Source organism: Streptomyces sp. NPDC051909 (genome assembly GCF_040681095.1).
Lineage (GTDB): Bacteria > Actinomycetota > Actinomycetes > Streptomycetales > Streptomycetaceae > Streptomyces.
The window spans coordinates 145,733-169,328 of record NZ_JBFAYA010000007.1 but is presented as its reverse complement, the minus strand read 5'-3'; the positions used below and the strand labels follow the sequence as shown (position 1 = coordinate 169,328).

Genomic DNA, 23,596 nt, shown 5'->3' with positions numbered 1-23,596 from the left:
ACCCTTATCCGGAGGCCCAGCCGATGTCCGTTCTCCCCGCGTCCAGCCGTGAGTGGCACCTCGTCACCCGTCCGCACGGCTGGCCCGTGCCCGCGGACTTCGCGCTCCGCGAGACCCCGGTCGCCGAGCCCGCCGAGGGCCGCGTCCTGGTGCGCAACCTGCACTTCTCGGTCGACCCGTACATGCGCGGCCGGATGAACGACGTGAAGTCGTACATCCCGCCGTTCCAGCTGGACCGCCCCATGGACGGCGGCGCGGTCGGCGTGATCGTCGCCTCGAACGCGGAGGGCTTCGCCGTCGGCGATCACGTGCTGCACGGCCTCGGCTGGCGGGAGTACGCGGACGTGCCCGCCCAGCACGCCACCAAGGTCGACCCGGAGCTCGCCCCGCTCTCCGCCTACCTCGGTGTGCTCGGCATGACCGGCCTGACCGCCTACGCCGGCCTCTTCGAGGTCGCCTCCTTCAAGGAGGGCGACGCCGTCTTCGTCTCCGGCGCGGCCGGCGCCGTCGGCAGCCAGGTCGGCCAGATGGCCCGCCTCAAGGGCGCCTCCCGGGTCATCGGCTCGGCCGGCTCCGACGAGAAGGTGAAGTGGCTGGTCGAGGAGCTCGGCTTCGACGCCGCCTTCAACTACAAGAACGGCCCGGTCAAGGACCAGCTGCGCGAAGCCGCCCCGGACGGCATCGACGTCTACTTCGACAACGTCGGCGGCGACCACCTGGAAGCCGCGATCTCCTCGCTCAACGTGCACGGCCGCGCCACCATCTGCGGCATGATCGCGCAGTACAACGACACCGAGCCGGTGGCCGGACCGCGCAACATGGCCATGATCATCGGCAAGCGGCTGCGCCTCCAGGGCGTCCTGGTCGGCGACCACTACGGGATGCAGCAGCAGTTCGTCCAGGAGGTCGGCGGCTGGCTGCGCTCCGGTGAGCTGAAGTACGGCGAGACCTTCGTCGAGGGCATCGAGAACGGCGTGGACGCCTTCCTGGGCATGCTCCGCGGCGACAACACCGGAAAGATGATCGTCTCGGCGACCCGTTAGTCTTCCCTCAGCCGTCGCGATCGTGGGCGCGAGTCGCGGCGAACAGCAGAAGGAAGACAGCAGCATGTCGATTCAGCACTCCGACGTCCTGTACACCGCCGTCGCCACCGCCGAGAACGGGCGCGACGGCCGGGTGGCCACCGACGACGGCCGGCTCGACGTCGTCGTGAACCCGCCGAAGGCCATGGGCGGCTCCGGCGAGGGCACCAACCCGGAGCAGCTCTTCGCCGCCGGCTACAGCGCCTGCTTCCAGGGCGCTCTGGGCGTCGTCGCCCGCAACGAGAACGCGGACATCGCCGGCTCGACGGTCACCGCCGAGGTCGGCATCGGCAGGAACGACGAGGGCTTCGGCATCATCGTCAAGATCTCGGCGACCATCCCGAACGTGGACGCCGAGACCGCCAAGAGCCTCATCGAGAAGGCCCACCAGGTCTGCCCGTACTCCAAGGCGACCCGCGGCAACATCACGGTCGAGCTCGCCGTCTGAGTTCGCCGCCCCGTCCCGGGGGCAGCAGACTGAAGAGGGGCCGTACCCTGACCGACCAGGGTGCGGCCCTTCTTCGTACCGCCGTGCCGCCTCTCTTTCGTACCGCTCGAACGGTCCCGTTAGGGTGATCGGCATGCGTGATTTCGGGGTGGGCTTCGGTTATCTGCTGCGCGGCCAGAAGTGGGTCGCCGGCCATGGACGCTGGTTCGGCTTCGGGCTGCTGCCCGGGCTCGTCACCCTCGTCCTGTACGTGGGGGCACTGATCGGGCTCGGCTACGGCGCGGACGACCTGACGGCCTCGGCGACGCCCTTCGCCGACGACTGGAGTTCGCCCTGGCAGGGCCTGCTCCGCGGCGCCCTCACCTTCCTGGTCTTCGCGCTCGGCCTGTTCCTCGCCGTGATCACCTTCACCGCCGTCACCCTTCTGGTCGGCCAGCCCTTCTACGAGTCCCTCTCCGAGGCCGTCGACCGCAGCGAGAGCGGCGAGGCCCCCGAGTCCGGGCTGCCGCTCTGGCGCGAACTGTGGATCTCCGCCCGCGACAGCCTGCGGGTGCTCGCCCGGGTCGCCCTCTACGGCATCCTGCTCTTCGCCGCCGGCTTCATCCCGGTCGTCGGCCAGACCGTCGTCCCCGCCATCGGCTTCTGCGTCTCCGGCTTCTTCCTCACCGAGGAGCTCACCGCCGTCGCGCTCCAGCGTCGCCGCGTCGAGTTCAAGGAGCGGCTCGGCATGCTGCGCGGCCGCCGGGCCGCCGCCCTCGGCTTCGGCGTACCGCTCGTCCTCGCCTTCCTGATCCCCTTCGTCGCCGTCCTGCTGATGCCGGGCGCCGTCGCCGGCGCCACCCTGATGGCCCGCGAGCTGAACGGCGAGACGCCGGCCGAGGACGGCGACGGGGCCCACGACGCGCCCGCCCCGGGCCGGACGAACGCCGACAGCCGCCTGGGCTGACGAGCGGGCCGCTCAGTCGAGCACCGGGTGCAGTTCCGGTCGGGCCTCCCACCAGGCGCGGTGGAAGGCGTTGTGCGGCACGTTGTCCAGGTACGCCAGGCCCGCCGCCCGGTACAGCCGGGCCGCCCGGGGCTCGGCGACCGCGGCCCGGTTCCAGGCGAGGCGGATGCGGCCGGTGACCGGGTCGCCGGCCAGCGGCCGGAGCACCGTGCCGGCGGCCGGCGGTGCCGTCGGCTGGCTCAGTGAGATCGCCCGGCCGCCCGCGATCAGGTCGTAGTGCATCTTGCGGTCGGCGATCCGGTAGCGCAGCGCAGGGGTGAACCCGGCCCGCCGGCAGGCGGCGACCAGCGCCTCCGGGCCGCCGTCGTCGTCCTCGACCAGCGTCATCCAGGTCTCGCCCGCCAGCTCCGCGAGCTCGATCCGGTCCCGCCCGGCCAGCGGGTGCGCCGCCGAGAGGCGCACGCAGAACGGCTCCTTCGGGATCAGGGTGCGGGCCGCGACCCCGTCGGGCAGCGGCACCTCGTGCTCGGCGACCTCCCCGTACACGATCGCGTCGTACTGCCCGGCGCCCAGCATCCGGCTGAGCGTGGTCACCGAGTGCTCGACGCTGACCGCGATCTCCGAGCCCGCCAGCTCCTGCTCCAGGCGCCCGATCAGCCGGTCCACCAGGACGAGCAGGATGCAGCCGAGGCGCAGCGTCGGATGCGGCGCCGCGGCCCGCGCGCCGGCCGCGAGCGCGTCCATCTCACCGAGCACCCGGCGCGCCTTGGACAGGACGAACTCGCCGAGCGGCGTGGGGTCCACGCCGTGCCGCCCGCGCACGAACAACTCGCCCCCGGCGGCCCGTTCGATCCGCCGGAGCTGCGCCGACAGGGCCGGCTGGGACACCCCGAGCCGGGCCGCCGCCCGCCCCAGACTGCCCGCTTCCGCTATCCGGCAGACGGCTTCGAGATGCCTCAACTCCAGCTGCATTTCACCAGGTTAGACAGCCGTCCGGGGCGGACGCCGGGGTTCGGCATAACGCGGGTCTTATGCCCGGTGAGAGGTCCCCTCCTTGCCATGTCCACACCCATACTCGGCGCGTCCCACCGTCTCCCCCCACCCGAACGGAGCAGACGTGCACCCCACCAGACTCCCGGCTGCCCTCGCGGCGCTCGCCCTGACGGCGAGCCTCGCGGGCACCCTCGCGGGCACCGCCAGTGCCGCGGCGAACCCGCAGGCCCAGCCCGTGCCGCCCGGGCAGGGCAAGTCGCTCGCCCTCGCCGCCGCCGACAAGGCCGCCGACAGCGGACTCGACGGACTCCGCCACGGCACCGACGAGGAACTCGTCCGGACCGCCGTCACCCCGTGGGCCGGCGGCCTCTACTACGCCGCCTACCAGCGCACCTACAAGGGACTCCCGGTCGCCGGCGGCGGCGACGCCGTCGTCCTGTCCGACAGCACCGGCAAGGTCCGGCACGTCGCCGCCGCGCCCGCCCCCGTGCTCACGCTGTCCACCAGGGCCACCGTCGGCTCCGCCGCCGCGCTCGCCACCGCCCGCGCCCAGCTGGCCGGCGTCGAGAGCGCGAGCGCCCCCGAACTCAGCGTGCTGCTCAAGGGGAACAAGCCGGTCCTCGCCTGGCACACCCTCGTCGTCGGCCGCACCACCGAGGGCCTGCCCAGCTCCCTCGACACCTACGTCGACGCCCGCACCGGCAAGGTCGCACAGGCCACCGACAAGGTGCTGCACGCCGACGGCCGCGGCTACCACAACGGCAATGTCACCATCGACACCGCCACCACCTCGATGACCGACGCCACCCGCTCCCCGTTCCGCTGCGGCGGCCAGAACGGCAGCGCCTACACCGGCTCCTCGCCCTGGGGCAACGGCGGCGCCAACGACCTGGTGACCGCCTGCGTCGACATCATGTACGCCGCCCAGCGCGAGTCCGACATGCTCAAGCAGTGGTTCGGCTACAACGGCATCAACGGCCAGGGCGGCATGGTCCCGGCCCGCGCCGGACTCGCCCAGGTCAACGCCTACTACGACGGCACCAAGACCACGTTCGGCCACAACCAGAACAGCACGATGCAGCTCACCGGCATCGACGTGGTCGCCCACGAGTACGGGCACGAGATCTTCGACAAGACCCCGGGCAGCGCCGGCTCGTCCAACGAGAACGGCGGCATGAACGAGTCGACGGGCGACATCTTCGGCGCGCTCACCGAGCACTTCGCGAACAACCCCAACGACACCCCCGACTACACCGTCGGCGAGAAGCTGAACTTCCTCGGCGACAACAAGCCGATCCGCTACATGTACAACCCGTCCCTCGCCGGCGACCCCAACTGCTACCCGCAGCTGAACTCCGGCACCGAGGTGCACGCCGCGGCCGGCCCGCAGAACCACTGGTTCTACCTGCTCGCCGAGGGCTCCAACCCCGGCGGCGGCAAGCCCGCCAGTCCCATATGCTCCGGCGGCCCGGCCTCCGTGACCGGCATCGGCGTGCAGAAGGCCGGCAAGATCTTCATGGGCGCCCTGCTGATGAAGACCTCGTCCTGGAACCACCTCGCCGCCCGCAAGGCGACCCTCGCCACCGCCAAGAACACCTACGGCAGCGCCGAGTGCAACGCGGTGAAGACGGCCTGGAACGCGATCGGCGTCCCCGCCCAGTCCGGTGAGACCGACTGCGGCGGCACCACCAACCCCGACTTCTCCCTCGCCCTGAACCCGGCCGCGGGCTCGGTCCAGGCCGGCGGCTCGGTCACCTCCACGGTGAACACGACCACCACCGGCGGCAGCGCCCAGACCGTGCAGCTCTCCGCGAGCGGCGCGCCGAGCGGCGTCAAGGTCTCCTTCAGCCCGGCCTCGGTGACCTCCGGCGACTCCTCGACCATGACCGTCCAGGTCGCGGCGGACACCGCCGACGGCACGTACCCGATCACGGTCACCGGTACCGGCTCCGCCACGCACACCGTCACCTACCAGCTCACGGTCGGCACCGACACCCCGCCGCCCACCGGCTGCGACAACACCGAGTACACCTACCAGGGCAGCCTCTCCTCCGGGCAGGCCGAGGCCCAGCCGGACGGCTCGTACTACTACTCCGCGACCTCCGGCACCCACGTGGGCTGCCTGCGCGGCCCGGCCGGCACCGACTTCGACCTCTACCTGCAGAAGTGGAACGGCTCTGGCTGGACCGACGTGGCCGTCGGCGGCACCGCGAACGCCGACGAGGACACCACCTACTACGGCAGCGCGGGCTACTACCGCTATGTCGTGCACGCCTACAGCGGCTCCGGCGCCTACACGCTGGGCCTGAGCGCCCCGTAGGGGGAGCCACCGAGCGCCCCGCAAGGGGGCGGGGCAGAGCCGTCACGGGCAGGGGGTTCCGTGACGGCTCAGCCGTCAGCCCACCTCGGCGAGGACGAAGCCCGGCTCGTCCGGGCCCGCGTCCGCGAGCCGCCCGCCGTCCGGGCCCCAGGCACCGGCCATGCCGCCGCCCACCCCGTTCTCGCTGAGCCCGAGGACATTGCCGAGCACGACATGCAGCCGGAAGTCGCGGGCGCGCACCGGATAGACCTCCGTGAACGAGTCGTTGTCGGCGCCGAGCACCGAACTGGCCAGATACACCGCGCAGTTGTCGGCGGCGGCCCGCTCGGCGAGCTCCGGGAAGCGGTTGTCGTAGCAGGTGGCGAGCGCGAAACGGACCCCGTCGAGCGTGAACCGCCCGTCCACGGCGCCCGGTTCGAAGGCCTCGGCCTCCACCCCGTACAGATGCCGCTTGTCGTAACGGGTGAGCAGTCCGCCGTCCGGGCCGATCACCAGGGTGGTGATCCCGGGACGTGAACCGGGCCCGGCCACCGGCCCGTTGACCACGGCCGCCGCCGACACCGCGCGGCAGGCCTCCCGTACGGGTTCCAGGCGCGGGTCGTCCTCGGTGAGCACCAGCTCCGGGGCGTCCCGGATCAGGCTCGGCTCGTACCCGGTGACGGAGAGCTCGGCGAAGACCACGACCCGGGCCCCCTCGGCCCCGGCGGCGCGGACCAGGGCGGCCATGGCTGCGACGTTGGCGGCGATGTCCCCGGCGACCGGGGCGAACTGCGTGGCGGCGACGATCATGGCCGCCATCATCCCGCGGCTTCCTGTAAGGATCAATACCGGGGTGTGGGTGTTAGCTCCTGTGCGGTCTCGTGGAGCAGCCGCAGGAAGGCGGTGGCCGCCACGGTCGGCACCGGCGGGGTCGCGGCGCAGATCCGCCGGTACGGCACGTCGTCCGGGTGGATCGTCACCAGCGCCACGTCGGGCCGTACGGACGCGGCCGCGAGCGCCGGTACGAGGGTGACGCCGAGCCCCGCCGCCACCGCGCCCAGCTTGGCGATCCAGTCGAGCGCGAGCAGCCCGGTGCGCGGCCGGAACCCTGCGGCCACGGCGGGCCGGAACAGGGTGTCCTCCAGGCGCTCGTTGGCGACGATCCACTCCTCGTCGGCCAGCTCCGCGAGCCGCACGTCCCGCCGCCCCGCGTGCGGATGCCCGCGCTCCAGGGCCACCAGCAGGGGCTCGTCCAGGAGGTGATGGAGCGTCACCCCCTCCGGCGCGGCCCCGCCGGTCGCCGGACTGACCACCGCGAGGTCCTCCTCGCCGGCCGCGACCAGCCGCAGATGCTTGACCGAGGGCCCCTCGACCCGGGTCACGACGACCCCCGGATGGCGCGCCCGGAAGACCGCCTGGGCGCGCGGTACGAGGGCGGCGCCCGCGCTGGCGAAGGCGCCGAGCCGCAGCAGCCCGCCGTCCAGGGTGCGCAGCGCCGCCAGTTCGGCCCGGGCCAGGGCGAGCCGGTCCCGTACCGCCTCCGCGTGCGGCAGCAGCACCCGGCCCGCCTCGCTCAGCCGCACCCCGCGCGGCAGCCGCTCGAACAGGGCCGCGCCGGTCTCGTCCTCCAGGGCCTGGATCTGCCGGGACACGGCCGACTGCGTGTAGCCGAGGGCCCGGGCGGCGGCGGTGAACGAGCCCGCGCGGGCGACGGCGAGGAACACCTCGTACAGCGACTGAGAGGCATGCGGAGTGGGCATGGCAGCCATGCTAAACATTCGCTTGTGGCATGGCGCGGCGCTGCCTAGCGTCGAGAGCATGGAGAACACGCGGAACGAGACCGCCCACGAGACCGCCCACGAGACCGCTCAGAAGATCGCCTTCCTCGGACTCGGCAACATGGGCCTCCCCATGGCCCGCCGGCTCCTCGACGCGGGCCACCCCCTCACCGTGTGGAACCGCACGCCCGGCAAGGCCGACGCCCTCGTCGCCGACGGCGCCGTGCGCGCCGCGGACCCCGCGGAGGCGGTCGCCGGCGCCGACGTCGTCATCACCATGCTGGCCGACCCGGCCGCCGCGCGCGCCGTCGCCGATGCCATGCTCCCGGCGCTGCGCCCCGGCACCCACTGGATCGACACCTCGACCATCGGCCCCGACGCGGTGCGCGAGCTCACCGACCGGCTCCCCGAGGGCGTCACCCTGATCGACGCGCCCGTCATGGGCAGCGTCGACCGGGCCGCCACCGGCGAACTGCTCATCTTCGCGGGCGGCGACACCGCGCCCGTCGCCGCCGTCCTCGACCGGCTCGGCACCGTCACCCCGTGCGGCGCCCCCGGCACCGGCGCCGCCCTCAAGCTCGTCCTCATCAACGCCGTCATCGGCGGCGTCGCGCTCATCGGCGAGGCCCTCACCCTCACCGACGCCCTCGGCCTCCCCCGCGACCTCGCCCTCCGCGCCCTCGGCGCGGGCCCGCTCGCCGGCGCCGTCGGCCGCGCCACCGCCACCGGCGTCCACTTCCCGGTGTCCCTCGCCGCCAAGGACGTGGCCCTGGCGACCGCCGCCACCGAGGCGAAGCTCCCCGTCCTGGAGGCCGTCCACCAGGCCCTCACCCGCGACCCGTCCCTCGCGGGTGAGGACCTGGCGGCCGTCGTCGCGAAGTGACGGGCCCCGGACCGGGCTCGTGGCTCTCGGTCGGCGGTCGCCCGGCCGCGGGGTGCCCGCCCGGGCGGCGGCCCCGGGCCGCGTCCACCGGCCCGGCGTCCACCCACCCGGCGTCCCTCCGCGGCGCCGAACGAGTGGACTCGCCGGGGCGGCGACCGCGCGGTGGGCGCGGCCCGGGGGCCGGTGCCGATGCTGGCCGTCCGGGCCGGTGTCCGGGCCGGCGCTCTGGTCCCGGCCGGTGGCCCTGCCCGGGTCGTGCTCGTGGTCCTGTCGCGTGGCCGGGGTTCCGACCCGCGGGCCGGGGCCGGAGCCACCAGCCCCGTGACCCGTGACCCGTGACCCGTGACCCGGAAGAGGCACCCCGCCCATGCGCCGTACCCCCCGTCGTCGGCTGCTCGCCGCGACCCTGCTCGCGGTGAGCGTCCTCGCCCCGACGGCAGCCGTGCCCGCCACCGCGGCCCCCGCCGCCAGGCTCGCCGCCGCCGGCGGCGAGGGGCCGCGCGGGACCGACTGCCCGCACGACGGCCTCGACCCCGCGCTCACCGCCCGCCTGGACAGGACCATCGCCCAGGTCCGTACCCAGGCCGGCATCCCCGGCGTCGTCGTCGGCCTGTGGCTGCCGGGCAGGGGCTGTTACGTACGGGCCACCGGCGTCGCCGACAAGAAGACCGGCGCGCCCATGCCCGTCGACACCTTCGTCCGCATCGGCAGCGAGACCAAGACCTTCACCGTCACCGCGCTCCTCGAACTCGTCGACGAGGGCAGGATCGGCCTCGACGACCCGATCGACCGCTACGTCCGGGGCGTCCCGAACGGCCACCGGATCACGCTCCGCCACCTCGCCGAGATGCGCAGCGGCCTCTTCCCGTACACCGCCGACGCCGACTTCGTCCGCGACCTCCAGTCGCGGCCCGAGCGCGTCTTCAACCCGTGGGAGGCGCTGTCGTACGGCTACCGGCACGCCAACACCTTCGCCCCCGGCGCGCGGTTCCAGTACTCCAACTCCAATCTGCTGCTCCTCGGCCTGGTGATCGAGAAGGTCACCGGTCAGCGCCTCGCCGACGTCCTGCACCACCGGGTGATCCGGCCCGCCGGGCTGCGGCACACCCTCATGCCGAAGGGCACCGAGTTCCCCTCGCCGCACGCCCGCGGCTACACCGACCAGACCCTGGACGGCACCGTCCAGGACGTCACCGACTGGAACCCCAGCTGGGCCTGGGCGGCCGGCAGCATGATCTCCGACCTGGGCGACCTGCGCCGCTGGGCCGAGGTCCTCGCCGCCGGCAAGCTGCTCAGCCCGCAGACCCAGGCGCAGCGCCTGAAGATGCTGCCGACCGGCTTCCCCGGCACCGACTACGGTCTCGGCATCCTCGACACCGACGGCTGGATCGGCCACAACGGCTCCATCCCGGGCTACGAGACGGTCACCGTCCACCTGCCCGAGGAGAAGGTCACCATGGTCCTGATGATGAACACCGACGTCCTCGTCGGCGGCCAGGAGCCGTCGACCCTGCTCGCCCGCGCGATCACCCGGGTCATCACGCCGGACCACGTGTACGCCGGCGGGATCGCCCCGCGCTGAGCCGCCGGTCGCGGGCGTCGCCCCGCACCCGGACCACCCCTCCCCGTATGGGCCTCAGCGCTCCTCGGGCCGCAGCAGCGCCACGAAGTCCCGGAAGGCGGCTGGCATGTCCACCGCCTCCGGGTCGAGCAGCCACTGGTACTGCAGGCCGTCCATCACCGCCGTGAGCAGCGGTGCCGCCCGTTCGGGCGTGAGCCCGCCCGGCAGTTCGTCGCCGAACTCGGCGCGCAGCACCTCCGCCATGCCCTCCCGCACCTGCGCGTAGCGCTCGGTGAAGAAGGCCCGCGCCGGGTGGCCCTCGGTGACGCTCTCGCCGAGCAGCGCCGAGAAGGTCTGCACGATCCCCGGGCGCATCGCGTTGTACTCCACCAGCGACTCCATGAGGTCGAGCCGCCAGCGCTCCCGGTCCCGGCCGCCGCTGGTGTCCCAGCGGTCGCGCTCCTCCAGGACGGCGACGAGCAGCGCCTCCTTGGTGGGGAAGTAGTGCAGCAGACCCTGCTGGGTGAGCCCGACCCGCTCGGCGACCGAGCCCAGGGAGGCGCCCCGGTAGCCGCGCTCGGCGATCACCTCCAGGGCGGCGCGGACGATCTCCGCCTTGCGTTCCTCGCTCCTGGCCCGTGCCATCGCCCGTCCCCCTTCCGTGGGTCCCTGTCGTGAGGACCGTACGCCATCCGTTGATAACGAAATGCTCACGTAACCTACCGATCTACAGGTAGGGGAGTCACCATGGCCGCACAACGCCCACTACGAGGAGGTACGGCCGTGGCAGACACGAACGCGGTGCGCGAAGAGGCCGTCGAGGCGGCCCTGGCCAAGCTCGACCTGGACGCCAAGACCAGGCTGCTCGCCGGACAGGACATGTGGTCGCTGCCCGCCCTGCCCGAGATCGGCCTCGCCCCGCTGGTCATGTCCGACGGCCCGATCGGCGTCCGCGGCGTCCGCTGGACCGCCGACGACCCGTCCGTCGCCCTGCCGTCCCCGACCGCCCTCGCCGCCACCTGGGACCCGGCCCTCGCCCGCCGTGCGGGCCGGCTGCTCGCCCAGGAGGCCCGCCGCAAGGGCGTCCACGTCCTCCTCGCGCCCACGGTCAACCTGCACCGCACCCCCCTCGGCGGCCGGCACTTCGAGGCGTACAGCGAGGACCCGTTCCTCACCGGCGCCATCGGCACCGGCTATGTGAAGGGCGTCCAGGACGGCGGCGTCGGCACCACCGTCAAGCACTTCGTCGGCAACGACGCCGAGACCGACCGCTTCACCGTCGACAACAGGATCGCCGCCCGGCCGCTGCGCGAGCTCTACCTCGCGCCCTTCGAGGCCATCGTCGCCAACGCCCACCCCTGGGGCATCATGACCGCCTACAACCAGGTCAACGGCACGACGATGACCGAACACCGCCACCTGGTGAACGAGGTGCTGCGCGGCGAGTGGGGCTTCGACGGCTGCAACGTCTCCGACTGGATGGCCGCCCGCTCCACCACCGGCGACATCGAGGGCGGCCTCGACGTCGCCATGCCCGGCCCGCACACCGTGTACGGCGAAGCGCTCGCCGCCGCCGTCCGGGCCGGCGAGGTCGCCGAGTCCGCCGTCGACACCGCCGTGCGCAACGTGCTCCGGCTCGCCGCCCGCGTCGGCGTCCTCGACGGCGCCCCCGCCGCCGTCACCGAGCCGCCCGCCGCGATCGACGGCGACGCCCTCGCCCGCGAGATCGCCCGCCGCGGTGTCGTCCTCGTACGCAACGAGGGCGGGGCTCTTCCGCTGCGCCCCGGGTCGGTCGCGCTCTGCGGCGCCGCCGCCCGCGACGCCCGGGTCCTCGGCGGCGGCTCCGCCCAGGTCTTCCCCGAGCACGTCGTCTCCCCGCTCGCCGGCCTCACCGCCGCCCTCCCCGACGGGGCCCTCACCTTCTCGCTCGGCGCCGACCCCAGCGACGAACTCGCCCCCGCCGACCAGGGATTCACCCTGCGCGCCGTGTGCCGCGACGCCTCCGGCACGGTCATCGGCGAGGGCGGTCTGCCGGGCGGCCAGGTCCAGTGGATCGGCGACGACCTGCCGGCCGGCGTCACCCACGAGAACCTCGCCTCCATCGAGGTCACCGGCACCTTCACCCCGCGCGAGAGCGGCGAGCACGCCTTCGGCACCCGCGGCCTCGGCGCCTACGCGCTCACCGTCGGCGGCCGGGTCCTCTTCGACGGCGTCCAGTCCATGGGCTCCGAGACCGACCCCTTCGAGGCCTTCTTCGGCTCGCCCGTCGAACGCGGCAAGGTCGCGCTCACGGCCGGTGAGACCGTCGAGGTCTCCCTCCGGCACACCCTGGACAAGGAGTTCGCGGCCCCGCTGCCGGCCGTCATGTTCTCCCTCGTCCACCTCGGTCCACGCCGTGACCCCGACGAACTGATCGCCGAAGCCGTCGCCTCCGCGCGCGCCGCCGACACCGCCGTCGTGGTCGTCGCGACCACCGAGCGCGTCGAGTCCGAGGGCTTCGACCGCACCGACCTCGCCCTGCCCGGACGGCAGGACGACCTCGTACGGGCCGTCGCCGCCGCCAACCCGAACACGGTCGTGGTCGTCAACGCCGGCTCCCCGGTCGAGATGCCCTGGCGCGAGGACGTCGCCGCGATCCTGCTCGGCTGGTTCCCCGGCCAGGAGGGCGGCGCCGCGCTCGCCGACGTCCTCACCGGCGCCGAGGAGCCCGGCGGCCGGCTGCCCACCACCTGGCCGGTCGCCCTCGCCGACGCCCCGGTCACCGAGGTCACCCCGACCGGCGGCCGACTCGACTACGCCGAGGGCGTGTTCATCGGCTACCGCGCCTGGGACCGGGCCGGCGCCGTCCCCGCGTACCCCTTCGGCCACGGCCTCGGCTACACGACCTGGTCGTACGACTCGCTGCTCGCGACCCCCGACACGGTCACCGTCCGCCTCACCAACACCGGCACCCGCCCCGGCCGCGAGGTCGTCCAGATCTACCTGGCGCCGGTGTCCACTGTGTCGATGGGCGCGCGGAGCACGACGGTCGAACGCCCGGCCCGCTGGCTGGCCGGCTTCGCGAGCGTCGAGGCCGGCGCGGGCGAGACCGTCGAGGTCACCGTCGAACTCCCGCGCCGCGCCTTCGAGATCTGGGACGAGGAGCCGGGCGCCTGGACCCTGGTCGGCGGTACGTACGAGGTCCTCGCCGCCCGCTCCCTCGCCGACGCCCGCCTCACCACCCGCCTGGACGTGTGACTCCGGGGCCCCCTGAGACCGGCCCCGGGGCGGACCCTGACATCCGCCCCGGGGTCCTACGCCTTCGTGATCTGCCGGTACGCCAGCTCCGCGAGCCGCGCCTGGCCGGACTTGCTCGGGTGGAAGAAGTCCCACGGGCTCAGCTGCGGCCGGTCGAAGGCGAAGCCGAAGACCGCGCCGCCGTCGTAGCGGCAGCGCTCGTCCTTCGCGCACTCCTCGCGCAGCACCCGGTTGTACGCCACCACCCGGTCCCGCACCGTCGTCCGGCGGCGCTCGGCGGCCGGGCCCAGGTCGGTCGGGTCCTTGAGCATGGCGCCGCAGACGCCCAACTGCCACACCTGGCGGCCCAGCGGGCTGACCCGCCCGGTCTCCCACAGACGCCGCAGGTCGGGCAGGCTCGACACGTACACCTGCGCCTTCGGCGCCCCGGCGCGCAGCCGGGCCAGCGCGGCCACGAAGGACGCGCGGAACTCCTCGACCGGGGTCATCTCCTCGGCCCGGGCCCGGCACGCGTCGTTCGCGCCCATCATCACCGTGACCAGCTCGGGCCGTTCGGCCGCCGCCGCGGCCATCTGCTGCGGAAGCTCCGCCATCCGCGCCCCGGAGCGGGCCAGGTTCCAGCTGCGGCCGGCCACCCGCGCGGTGCCGAGCAGGCGCAGCGCCAGACTGTCGACCTCGGCGTCCGTGCCGGTCGCCCAGGACGCCTCGGGGCAGTCCGCCAGGACCGTACAGGCGTCGAAGGCGCGGGTGATGGAGTCGCCGACCGCGGCGACCGAACCGGGGGAGACGTTCCACACCGGCTTCGGCGGGGGCGTCGGCTTCGGCGAGGCCGACGCCGCCCGCGGGTCCGGCCCGTCGCCACCGCCCGGGCCCGAACAGCCCGCGAGCACCGTCACGGCGCACAGCAGTGCCGTCCCCGCGGCGGCGGTACGGAATCGGTGTCGCCCGTGCGGCATCCCGCGGCCCCTCCTCGGCGTCCTCGCGAGTGAAAGCTTCGTGTCCACCCGCACCCGACCGACCGTACGTCACCCCGACCCGGGCGCGGCACGGTAGCTTTTCCCCCGTCGAACCAGAGGCGCCCCTGCCGATCGGCTCCGGTAAATTACATCACGTCACATGCTGTCCCCTTTTTGGGGGTTTGCGAAGCCGCTTCTTCGTGATGTTGTTTACTGAGGCCGCTGGGAAAGGCGAACCTCGTCCCACACTGGAGGTCCCGGTGACGACACGTGGAGTCCTGTACGTTCACTCCGCACCGCGCGCGCTCTGCCCCCACGTCGAATGGGCGGTCGCGGGCGTCCTCGGTGCGAGGGTCCAGCTCGACTGGATCCGGCAGCCCGCGTCCCCGGGCACGTGGAGAGCCGAGTTCTCCTGGCAGGGCGAGACCGGCACCGCCTCCAAGCTCGCCTCCGCGCTGCGCGGCTGGCAGCTGCTCCGCTTCGAGGTCACGGCCGAGCCCTGCGCCACCGCGGAGGGCGAGCGCTACAGCGCCACCCCGGAGCTCGGCATCTTCCACGCGGTCACCGGCATCCACGGCGACATCCTGATCCCGGAGGACCGGCTGCGCGCCGCCCTGGCCCGCGCCGCGCAGGGCGAGACGGTGCTTGAGGCCGAGATCTCCAAGCTCCTCGGCAAGCCCTGGGACGACGAACTGGAGCCCTTCCGCTACGCGGGCGAGGGCGCCCCGGTCCGCTGGCTGCACCAGGTGGTCTAGGACCTGGTCCAGGAGTCCGGAAAGGTCGTAGATTCCCCTCGGGGGGTGTGCGATGGAGACGCGGGGAACGACGGCGGCCGGAACGGCCGCCGTACTGCTGTCCGGAGACGGGGCCGGGACCGGTGGGGGCCACTGGTGGTGGCTGGTCACCGCGGTGGGCGTGGTGGCGGCGTTCGCGGCCGGGTACGTGCTGGGGCGGCGCGGGCGGCCCGCGCCCGAGGACCAGGAGGCCGGGGCCCGGGGGCCGGTGGTCCTGGACAAGCGGGACGGGCGGCCGGAGGACCGAGGCGGCCGGGTGCCGGGGGACGGCCGGGCCTGGGGCCCGGTGGGCCCCGAGGCATGGGTGCGGCCCGCCGTCTTGAACGCGCACGACCGGAAGCCGGCCGGAGGGCGTCGCGGCGTGCCGGACGGCGCCGTGCTCCCGCTCGCCCTCCTCGGACTCGCCGCCTTCCTGGCCGTCCTCTGGGTGGTCTGGCCCGACGCGGAGGACTTCGCGCCGGACCTCGACAGCGTGCCGACGGCCGCCGCCCCGCCGTCCCGTACCAGTCCGCCGGCCATCGCCTGGGAGGCGCCGCCCGCCCGGGTCGAGGAGGAGGAACCCGGCGCGTGGGCCCTCCGCGACGCGGTCGTTCAGGTCCGGCTCGACGGCCTCACCGCCTACGGCGCGAGCGACGGGAAGGCACGCTGGACCCTTTCCGCGCCCGCCCGCGAGGCCGTCTGCCGGATGAGCCCGCGGGCCGGCCAGGACGTCGGCCTCATCGCGTACGGACGCCACGGAAAGCCCTGCGCGACCGTCGTCGCCGTCCACACCGGCACCGGCAGGGCGCTGTGGAAGCGGCCCGTCGGCGGCCAGGGGGTCTACGGTGTCGCCGTCGGCGGCCCCGTCGCCGTGATCGCGGAGGGTTCCGTGGTCCTCGGCCGGAACGCGGAGAGCGGCGCGGCCCGCTGGGAGCACCCGATGCGGGACTCCTGCGCGGTCCTGGCCGTGGACGCCGACCCCACCCGTACGCTCCTCGTCGAGCGGTGCGACGACAAGTCCGCGCGCCTCACCGCGCTCGACACCGCGACCGGCGAGGAGCGGTGGACCCGGGTCCTGGACGTCGCGTCCGACCTGACCGCGTCCGTGGTGTCGGTGACACCCGCGGTCGTCGCCGTCGAGGAGGAGGACGAGCGCGGCACGCACGCGCTGCTCGCGTACGACGACGCCGGCCGGCCCACGGCGACGGTGCCGCTGGTCGGCCCCGCGGGCACGATCGACCCGTTCGCCCACCGCCCGGTGGTGACCGGCGGCCGGCTGGTCGTCCCCGTCGAGGAGTCCTCGTCGGTGGCCGTGGAGGTGGCCGCGTACGCCCTGGACGGCGGCCGGAAACTGTGGTCCCACCGGTACGACCGCATGCTCAAGGCGGTCGCGGCCGAACCGGACGGCAGCGTCGGCGCCCTCACGTACGGCGGGAACGTCGTCGTGCTCGACGCCGCCACCGGGAAGAAGCAGCGGTGGCTCGGCCCGGAGCAGAAGCCCGGCGAGCAGAAGGTCTCCATCTACCCCGACCTCTACGTGGTGGCGGGCGACCACGTGGTCGTCAACCGGATCTCGATGGCCGGCGAACCGGCCCTCTTCGCGATCCGCTGACCGGCCCCGTACACGCCGAAGCCCCCTGCCGGAACGAGAACGTTCCGGCAGGGGGCCTTCGAAGCGACGCGCCGTCGGATCAGACGGAACGGAACGCCAGCACCACGTTGTGGCCGCCGAAGCCGAACGAGTTGTTGATCGCGGCGATCGTGCCCTGCGGCAGCTCGCGCGGCTCGTTGATGACGATGTCCGCGTCGACCTCCGGGTCCAGGTCGTCGACGTTGATCGTCGGCGGGGCCAGGCGGTTGTGCAGCGCGAGGACCGTGGCGACGGTCTCGATGCCGCCCGCGCCGCCCAGGAGGTGGCCGGTCATCGACTTGGTCGCGGAGATGGCGACATGGTTCAGGTCGTCGCCCAGGACCTTCCGCAGCGCCTTGATCTCGGCGACGTCGCCCTGCGGCGTCGACGTGGCGTGCGCGTTGAGGTGGACGACCTCGGAGGGCTTCAGGTCCGAGGTGTCGAGCAGGTGCTGGAGCGCGGCGGCGATGCCCCGGCCGGTCGGCTCGGGCTGCGCGATGTGGTGGCTGTCGGCGGACAGGCCCTGGCCGAGCGCCTCGCAGTAGATCTTCGCGCCGCGCGCCTTCGCGTGCTCCTCGGACTCGAGCACGATCACGCCCGCGCCCTCGCCCAGGATGAAGCCGTCGCGCGCCTTGTCGTAGGGGCGGGAGGCCTTCTCGGGCTCGTCGTTGTTCTTGGACATCGCCATCATGTTGGCGAAGGCCGCGATGGGCAGCGGGTGGATCGCCGCCTCGGTGCCGCCGGCGACGACCACGTCGGCACGGCCGGTGCGGATCATCTCGATGGCGTAGCCGATGGCCTCGGCACCCGACGCGCACGCGGAGACCGGGGTGTGCACGCCCGCCCGGGCGTTCACCTCCAGGCCGACGTTGGCGGAGGGGCTGTTGGGCATGAGCATCGGCACGGTGTGCGGGGAGACGCGGCGCACGCCGGACTCCTTCAGCACGTCGTACTGGTCGAGCAGGGTGGTGACACCACCGATGCCGGAGGCGATGACGGAGCCGAGCCGCTCGGGCGCGATCTTGTCGTCCTCACCGGCCGGGGCGGTGTAGCCCGCGTCGGCCCACGCCTCGCGGGCCGCGATCAGCGCGAACTGCGCCGAGCGGTCCAGCTTGCGGGCCAGCGGACGGGGAAGGACCTCGGACGGGTCCACGGCGGCACGCGCGGCGATCCGCACGGGCAGCTCCGCGAAGCGCTCGCCCTCCAGGGGCCGGACGCCGGAGCGCCCCGCCAGCAGACCTTCCCAGGTCGAAGCGGAGTCGCCACCCAGCGGAGTGGTTGCGCCGATACCGGTGACGACCACGGTGCGATTGGTCGAGCTCACAGGAATTCTTTCTCCATGTGTGTGATGGTCGAAAAACGGCGCCACCGCCGGGTGGCGAACCGGTTCAGCCGGGACGGGCCCGACCGGGCCCGAATCAGGCCTGGTGCTTGAGGATGTACTCGGTCGCGTCGCCGACGGTCTTGAGGTTCTTGACGTCCTCGTCCGGGATCTTGACGTCGAAGCGCTCTTCGGCGGCCACGACGACCTCGACCATGGACAGGGAGTCGACGTCCAGGTCGTCGGTGAAGGACTTGTCGATCTCGACGTCCTCGACCGGGATGCCGGCGATCTCGTTCACGATCTCGGCGAGACCCTTGACGATCTCTTCCTGGGTGGCGGCCATGGTGGCGCTCCTTCTTGTGTCTGTACTGAGGAAAGCGGCTTCCGGAAGATCCGGTGTGCCTAGGGGAGAGTAACGACCGTCGCGGCGAAGACGAGACCCGCCCCGAAGCCGATGATGAGCGCCGTGTCGCCGCTCTTGGCCTTGCCGGTCGCCAGGAGCCGCTCCATCGCGAGCGGGATCGAGGCGGCCGAGGTGTTGCCGGTGGTCTCCACGTCACGGGCGACCGTGACGTGCTCCGGCAGCTTGAGGGTCTTCACCATCGAGTCGATGATCCGCATGTTGGCCTGGTGCGGGATGAAGACGTCCAGGTCGTCCGCCGTGATGCCGGCGGCGTCCAGCGCCTGCTGGGCGACCTTCGCCATCTCGAAGACGGCCCAGCGGAAGACCGCCTGGCCTTCCTGCGTGATGGCGGGGAACTTGATTTCGCCCTGCTCGTTGAGGGGCAGCTTCGACACGTCGCCGACCTGGAACTCGTTCCACGGCACGGTCTGCTTGATGGTCTCGGCCTTGTCGCCCTCCGAACCCCACACGGTGGGGCCGATGCGCGGCTCGTCCGAGGGTCCGACGATCACCGCGCCGGCGCCGTCGCCGAACAGGAAGGCCGTCGCACGGTCCTCCAGATCCGTCAGGTCGCTCAGCCGCTCGACGCCGATCACGAGCACGTACTCGGCCGAACCCTCGACGATCATGCCCTTGGCGAGGGTGAGGCCGTAGCCGAAGCCCGCGCAGCCGGCGGAGATGTCGAAGGCGGCGGGCTTGCCGGCGCCGACCTTGTCGGCGATCTCGGTGGCCACGGCCGGGGTCTGCTTGAAGTGCGACACCGTCGAGACGATGACCGCGCCGATCTGCTCGGGGGCGATCCCGGCGTCGGCGACGGCCTTGCCCGCGGCCTCCACCGACATCGCGGTGACGGTCTCCTCGGGAGACGCCCAGTGACGGGTCGCGATGCCGGAGCGCGAGCGGATCCACTCGTCCGACGAGTCGATCTTCTCGAGGATCACCTCGTTGGGCACCACACGGGTCGGGCGGTAGCCGCCGACACCCATGATCCGCGCGTAGGGGTGACCCTTGCTGGGCTTGATCTTCGCCATGCTTCTCGACACTCCTTGTCAGGCCGTGGCCGTCTCGGCGACGAGCGTGCGGGCCGCGTCGAGGTCATCCGGGGTCTTGAGGGCCACGGTGCGGACACCGGGCAGGGCGCGCTTCGCGATACCGGTGAGGGTGCCGCCGGGGCACACCTCGATCAGGGCGGTCGCGCCGAGTTCCTGGAAGGTCTCCATGCACAGGTCCCAGCGGACCGGGTTGGCGACCTGGCCGACCAGGCGGGCGATGACCTCGCCGCCGGCGGTCACGACCTGGCCGTCCTTGTTGGAGACGTAGCGCACGGCCGGGTCGGCGGGGGACAGCTCCGCGGCGGCCTGCTCCAGGGTGGCGACGGCCGGGGCCATGTGGTGCGTGTGGAACGCGCCGGCGACCTTCAGCGGCATCACCCGGCGGACGCCCTCGGGCTTGTCCTCGGCCAGGGCGGCCAGCTGCTCCATGGTGCCGGCGGCGACGATCTGGCCGGCGCCGTTCACGTTCGCCGGGGTCAGGCCGAGCTTCTCCAGGTGGGGGACGACCACCTCGGGCTCGCCGCCGAGCAGCGCGGACATGCCGGTCTCGGTGACCGCGGCGGCCTCGGCCATGGCCAGACCGCGGGTGCGGACGAGACGCAGCGCGGCGGTGTCGTCGAGGACGCCCGCGAACGCGGCCGCGGTGATCTCGCCGACGCTGTGACCGGCGACCGCGCCGGGCGTCAGATCGATGCCGTCACCGAGGGCGGCGGCGGACAGCAGACCCGCGGCCACCAGCAGCGGCTGCGCCACGGCGGTGTCGCGGATCTCGTCCGCGTCCGCCTTCGTGCCGTAGTGGGCGAGGTCGAGCCCGATGGCCTCGGACCACGCGGCGACGCGGTCTGCGGCACCGGGGAGTTCGAGCCAGGGAGTCAGGAAGCCGGGCGTCTGGGCGCCTTGGCCGGGAGCGACGAGTACGAGCACCCTCACACTCTCTCTTGGGGACGGTCCCGGACGCCCGTGGGGACAGGGACGAAGAACCGTCGGGGGAATTGTTGGTGTTCGACAAAAGTCTAGGACTGGGTCTCCGCGTCGGCCAAGCGCCCGAGGATCAGGGCGATCCGCAAGGTGAAGGCCGAGCGGACGTCGGAAGGGGACCAGCCGGTGACGTCCGTCACACGTCGAAGCCGGTAGCGCACGGTGTTCGGGTGGACGAAGAGCATCCGCGCCGCGCCCTCCAGGCTGCTCGCCTGCTCCAGATAGACACTGAGTGTTTCCAGGAGCGCCGAGCCCGCTTCCTCCAGCGGTCTGTAGATCTCCTCCACCAGCTGCTCGCGCGCCGAAGGGTCGGAGGCGATCGCGCGCTCCGGCAGGAGATCGTCCGCGAGCACCGGACGGGGCGCGTCCTGCCAGGCCGTGCAGGCCTTCAGCCCGGCGGCGGCGGCCTGCGCGGAGCGGGTCGCGGCGAGCAGGTCGGGCACGACGGGGCCGGCGACGACGGGCCCGGCCGCGTACGGCCCGATCAGGGCCTTCGCCACGGCGAGCGGATTGTCGTTGCCGCCCGCGATGACGACCAGCCGGTCGCCGAGGACACCGGTGAGGACCTGCAGCTTGGCGTGCCGGGCGGCCCGCCGGATCGCCTCCACGGTCAGCTCGCTGTCGCCGTCGGGGGCGGTGCCGAGCACCACGCACACGTTCTCCGGCGAGTTCCAGCCGAGCGCGGCGGCCCGGGACACGGCGCCCTCGTCGGCCTCGCCGGACAGCACCGCGTTCACGACCAGGGACTCCAGCCGGGCGTCCCAGGCGCCGCGGGCCTCGGCGGCCTGCGCGTACACCTGGGCGGTGGCGAAGGCGATCTCCCGGGCGTAGACGAGCAGCGCCTCGCGCAGCACGCTCTCGTCGCCGGGCGCCGCGACCTCGTCGATCGCCGACTCCATGACCTCGATGGTCGTCCGCACCATCTCGACGGTCTGCCGCAGCGTGATCGCCCGGGTCAGCTCGCGCGGCGCGGTGCCGAAGACGTCGGTGGAGATCGCCTGCGGGGTCTCGGGGTGCCGGAACCACTCGGTGAACGCGGCGATACCGGCCTGCGCGACCAGACCGATCCACGACCGGTTCTCGGGCGGCATCGCCCGGTACCACGGCAGCGTCTCGTCCATGCGGGCAATGGCGCTGGCGGCGAGCCGCCCGGAGGACTGCTCCAGGCGCTTCAGGGTCGCGGCATGCTGGTGAGCGGCGTTCACGGGTTCAGACACGGGGACAAGACTGCCTTATCGGGACGCCCACGTGTCGGGTCGGGGCGGGTCGTGCCCGAGAGGCGCGCGGTTTCGGGGGCCGGGACGGCCCCCGGGGCGGCTACCGTGATCCCGTGATACGCATCCAGCGCGGCGGGGAGCGGTACCCCGGCGGTGATCAGGAGGCCGGGATCGACACCCGGCACGCCTTCTCCTTCGGGCGCTTCTACGACCCCGACAACCTGCGCTTCGGCGCGCTGCTCGCCTGCAACGAGGAGCGGCTCGCGCCCGGCGCCGGTTTCGACGAGCATCCGCACAGTCACACCGAGATCGTCACCTGGGTCGTCGAGGGCGAGCTGACCCACCGCGACTCGGCCGGGCACGCCACCGTGGTGCGCCCCGGCGACCTCCAGCGGCTCGGCGCGGCCTCCGGGGTGCGGCACGTGGAGCGCAACGACGGCCCCGACCCGCTGGTCTTCGTGCAGATGTGGCTGGCCCCGCTGGACCCGGGCGGCGAGCCGTCGTACGAGATCGTCCGCGGCATCGCCGACGCCACCCCGTACGCCCTCCCGGAGGCGGGCGCGCTGCTCCACGTCCGCCGTCTCGAACAGGGCGAGCGCACCGCCCTCCCGGACGCCGACCACCTCTACGTGCACGTGGTGCGCGGCACCGTACGGCTCGCGGGCGAGGAACTGGCGCCGGGCGACGCGGCCCGCACCACCGGCGAGCGGGACCTGGCGCTGCTCGCGACGGCGGACGCGGAGGTCCTGGTGTGGGAGATGGCGGCGGCCCCGACCGGCCCCTGAGGTCCGTCAGCGCAGGGCGCTCTTCGCCTTCCACTGGTCCCAGCTCAGGTTCCAGTCGCCGTAGCCGTTGCCCTCCGCGACCTCGCCCTTGGTGTCCGCGCCGGTGATCTCGAAGGGGTCGCCGGGGCGGACCGCCGCGAAGAGGGCCGACGCGTCGGCGTCGCTCATGCCGATGCAGCCGGAGCTCTTGTTGGCGTTGCCGAAGTACGCCGCGTTCCACGGCGCCGCGTGCGCGTACATCCCCGACCAGGTCAGCCGCATCGAGTAGTCGACCATCTTGTCGTACGCGTCGCCGAGGCCGACCGTCTCCGAGTTCATCCGGATCGTGCCCTCCTTCGCCATCAGGACCGCCGTGCCCCGCCAGGACCGCTTGTCGCCGCCGGGCGTGCCGCCGGAGACCGGGATGGTGGTGACCGTGCGCCCGTCGCGGACCACGCTGAGCCTCTTGCGGTCGAGGTCGACCTTGATCACCCGGGCGGCCGCGTCCACGGTGAAGCCGGTGCGGTAGTCCCGTACGAACCAGCCGCCCGCCTTCCCCGAGTCCGTGCCGTCGAGGGTCGCGTCCAGGGTGACCCTGGTGCCGGGCTTCCAGTACTCCTTGGGCCGCCAGTCGGCCCGGTCCTTGCCCGAGTAGTCCGTCACCCAGCCCCACGACCCCTCGGTGCCGTTGGAGGTGGTGACCTTCAACTGGCGCTCCACGTCCGCCTTGTTGGCCACCGGCCGGTCGAACACGATCGACAGCGGCTGCGCGATGCCGACGGTGGTGTCCTTCCCCGGCGCCAGGCTCAACCTGTTGACCGTGCCGGCCTCGGGCGTGGAGAAGGTCGAGCGGGAGGTGGTCTCCTTGCCGCCGGTGCCGCGCGCGGTGATCTCCACGGTGTACGAGGCGCCGGGCGCGGCCTTGCGGTCGGAGGTCCAGGAGGCGCCGCCGGTGCCGGTACGACCCGCCAGGACGCCGCCCTTCGCGTCGACGACCTTCACCTCGGCCAGCGAGCCGCCGCTCGCCGTCACCGTGACGGGCCTTCCGGCGGCCGGCGGGACGACGGTCACCTTCGCGGGGGCCCCGTCCGCCGGGGCGGAGGCGGCGCCCCTGGGCGAGGCGTCGTCCGCCGTCGCCGCCGAACAGGCGGTCAGGGCCACGGCCGAGAGCAGGAACAGGGGGACACGTATACGGGTGCGCAGCACGGGACAGACCTCCAGGAGGCTGCGGAGAAAGGTGGGATGCGTCGGACTGTAGGCCGCCCCGCGCAC

21 protein-coding genes are annotated in these 23,596 nt (G+C 73.2%); 10 read left to right on the top strand and 11 right to left on the bottom strand.

Annotated elements, in window-relative coordinates:
- Positions 1-23 precede the first annotated feature (23 nt).
- The 3 genes from AB0M18_RS13705 to AB0M18_RS13695 all read left to right on the top strand — a co-directional run bounded on the left by AB0M18_RS13705 (position 24) and on the right by AB0M18_RS13695 (position 2,476).
- Complete coding sequence (locus tag AB0M18_RS13705; protein WP_365757296.1) at positions 24-1,043, top strand: NADP-dependent oxidoreductase; 1,020 nt, start codon at positions 24-26, stop codon at positions 1,041-1,043.
- 64 nt (positions 1,044-1,107) lie between these two features.
- Positions 1,108-1,530 (top strand): organic hydroperoxide resistance protein, encoded by a 423-nt coding sequence (locus tag AB0M18_RS13700; RefSeq protein ID WP_365757294.1) that lies wholly within the window; start codon positions 1,108-1,110, stop codon positions 1,528-1,530.
- Between the two features lie 133 nt (positions 1,531-1,663).
- The gene (locus AB0M18_RS13695; protein WP_365757292.1) at positions 1,664-2,476 is read left to right on the top strand and encodes an EI24 domain-containing protein; all 813 of its coding nucleotides are present in this window, start codon (positions 1,664-1,666) and stop codon (positions 2,474-2,476) included.
- Between the two features lie 12 nt (positions 2,477-2,488).
- Here AB0M18_RS13695 and AB0M18_RS13690 read toward each other — a convergent pair whose 3' ends face one another.
- On the bottom strand, positions 2,489-3,448 hold the full coding sequence (locus AB0M18_RS13690; protein ID WP_365757290.1) for a LysR family transcriptional regulator: 960 nt from the start codon (positions 3,446-3,448) through the stop codon (positions 2,489-2,491).
- A gap of 145 nt (positions 3,449-3,593) precedes the next feature.
- Here AB0M18_RS13690 and AB0M18_RS13685 point away from each other — a divergent pair, with 145 nt between their 5' ends.
- Positions 3,594-5,789: a M4 family metallopeptidase gene (locus AB0M18_RS13685; RefSeq protein WP_365757288.1), complete on the top strand. Its 2,196-nt coding sequence runs from the start codon at positions 3,594-3,596 to the stop codon at positions 5,787-5,789.
- Positions 5,790-5,864: 75 nt separating this feature from the next.
- Here AB0M18_RS13685 and AB0M18_RS13680 read toward each other — a convergent pair whose 3' ends face one another.
- Both AB0M18_RS13680 and AB0M18_RS13675 read right to left on the bottom strand, forming a co-directional pair.
- The gene (locus AB0M18_RS13680; RefSeq protein ID WP_365757286.1) at positions 5,865-6,578 is read right to left on the bottom strand and encodes a carbon-nitrogen hydrolase family protein; all 714 of its coding nucleotides are present in this window, start codon (positions 6,576-6,578) and stop codon (positions 5,865-5,867) included.
- Between the two features lie 32 nt (positions 6,579-6,610).
- Complete coding sequence (locus AB0M18_RS13675) at positions 6,611-7,528, bottom strand: LysR family transcriptional regulator (RefSeq protein WP_365757284.1); 918 nt, start codon at positions 7,526-7,528, stop codon at positions 6,611-6,613.
- Between the two features lie 58 nt (positions 7,529-7,586).
- Here AB0M18_RS13675 and AB0M18_RS13670 point away from each other — a divergent pair, with 58 nt between their 5' ends.
- Together AB0M18_RS13670 and AB0M18_RS13665 are read left to right on the top strand one after the other, a co-directional pair.
- A complete protein-coding gene (locus tag AB0M18_RS13670; RefSeq protein ID WP_365757282.1) occupies positions 7,587-8,429 on the top strand; it encodes an NAD(P)-dependent oxidoreductase in 843 nt (280 codons plus the stop codon).
- A 367-nt stretch (positions 8,430-8,796) separates the two neighbouring features.
- Complete coding sequence (locus AB0M18_RS13665) at positions 8,797-10,011, top strand: serine hydrolase domain-containing protein (RefSeq protein ID WP_365757280.1); 1,215 nt, start codon at positions 8,797-8,799, stop codon at positions 10,009-10,011.
- A 54-nt stretch (positions 10,012-10,065) separates the two neighbouring features.
- On the opposite strand, the gene AB0M18_RS13660 is transcribed toward AB0M18_RS13665, so the two are convergent.
- The gene (locus AB0M18_RS13660) at positions 10,066-10,635 is read right to left on the bottom strand and encodes a TetR family transcriptional regulator (RefSeq protein WP_365757278.1); all 570 of its coding nucleotides are present in this window, start codon (positions 10,633-10,635) and stop codon (positions 10,066-10,068) included.
- Between the two features lie 138 nt (positions 10,636-10,773).
- Between AB0M18_RS13660 and AB0M18_RS13655 the strand changes: the two genes are divergently transcribed.
- On the top strand, positions 10,774-13,227 hold the full coding sequence (locus AB0M18_RS13655; protein WP_365757276.1) for a glycoside hydrolase family 3 C-terminal domain-containing protein: 2,454 nt from the start codon (positions 10,774-10,776) through the stop codon (positions 13,225-13,227).
- A 56-nt stretch (positions 13,228-13,283) separates the two neighbouring features.
- Here AB0M18_RS13655 and AB0M18_RS13650 read toward each other — a convergent pair whose 3' ends face one another.
- A complete protein-coding gene (locus AB0M18_RS13650) occupies positions 13,284-14,183 on the bottom strand; it encodes a GDSL-type esterase/lipase family protein (RefSeq protein ID WP_365757273.1) in 900 nt (299 codons plus the stop codon).
- Positions 14,184-14,443: 260 nt separating this feature from the next.
- On the opposite strand from AB0M18_RS13650, the gene AB0M18_RS13645 reads away from it, so the two are divergent.
- Positions 14,444-14,938: a DUF3145 domain-containing protein gene (locus tag AB0M18_RS13645; protein ID WP_361587799.1), complete on the top strand. Its 495-nt coding sequence runs from the start codon at positions 14,444-14,446 to the stop codon at positions 14,936-14,938.
- Positions 14,939-14,990: 52 nt separating this feature from the next.
- A complete protein-coding gene (locus AB0M18_RS13640; protein ID WP_365757271.1) occupies positions 14,991-16,568 on the top strand; it encodes a PQQ-binding-like beta-propeller repeat protein in 1,578 nt (525 codons plus the stop codon).
- A gap of 79 nt (positions 16,569-16,647) precedes the next feature.
- On the opposite strand, the gene fabF is transcribed toward AB0M18_RS13640, so the two are convergent.
- From fabF to fasR, 5 genes are all read right to left on the bottom strand, one after another.
- A complete protein-coding gene (gene fabF, locus AB0M18_RS13635) occupies positions 16,648-17,910 on the bottom strand; it encodes a beta-ketoacyl-ACP synthase II (RefSeq protein WP_365757269.1) in 1,263 nt (420 codons plus the stop codon).
- Between the two features lie 94 nt (positions 17,911-18,004).
- Entirely contained in the window at positions 18,005-18,253 is a 249-nt protein-coding gene (locus tag AB0M18_RS13630; RefSeq protein ID WP_365757267.1) for an acyl carrier protein, read from the bottom strand.
- 59 nt (positions 18,254-18,312) lie between these two features.
- On the bottom strand, positions 18,313-19,344 hold the full coding sequence (locus tag AB0M18_RS13625) for a ketoacyl-ACP synthase III (RefSeq protein WP_365757265.1): 1,032 nt from the start codon (positions 19,342-19,344) through the stop codon (positions 18,313-18,315).
- An 18-nt stretch (positions 19,345-19,362) separates the two neighbouring features.
- Positions 19,363-20,289: an ACP S-malonyltransferase gene (locus tag AB0M18_RS13620; RefSeq protein ID WP_365757263.1), complete on the bottom strand. Its 927-nt coding sequence runs from the start codon at positions 20,287-20,289 to the stop codon at positions 19,363-19,365.
- Positions 20,290-20,378: 89 nt separating this feature from the next.
- The gene (gene fasR, locus AB0M18_RS13615) at positions 20,379-21,560 is read right to left on the bottom strand and encodes a fatty acid biosynthesis transcriptional regulator FasR (RefSeq protein WP_365757261.1); all 1,182 of its coding nucleotides are present in this window, start codon (positions 21,558-21,560) and stop codon (positions 20,379-20,381) included.
- A gap of 113 nt (positions 21,561-21,673) precedes the next feature.
- Between fasR and AB0M18_RS13610 the strand changes: the two genes are divergently transcribed.
- Positions 21,674-22,345, top strand: a complete 672-nt coding sequence (locus tag AB0M18_RS13610) for a pirin family protein (protein WP_365757259.1) — start codon at positions 21,674-21,676, stop codon at positions 22,343-22,345.
- Positions 22,346-22,351: 6 nt separating this feature from the next.
- Here the strand turns inward: AB0M18_RS13610 and AB0M18_RS13605 are convergent, their stop codons facing one another.
- Positions 22,352-23,530, bottom strand: a complete 1,179-nt coding sequence (locus AB0M18_RS13605) for an Ig-like domain-containing protein (RefSeq protein ID WP_365757257.1) — start codon at positions 23,528-23,530, stop codon at positions 22,352-22,354.
- Positions 23,531-23,596: the final 66 nt, after the last annotated feature.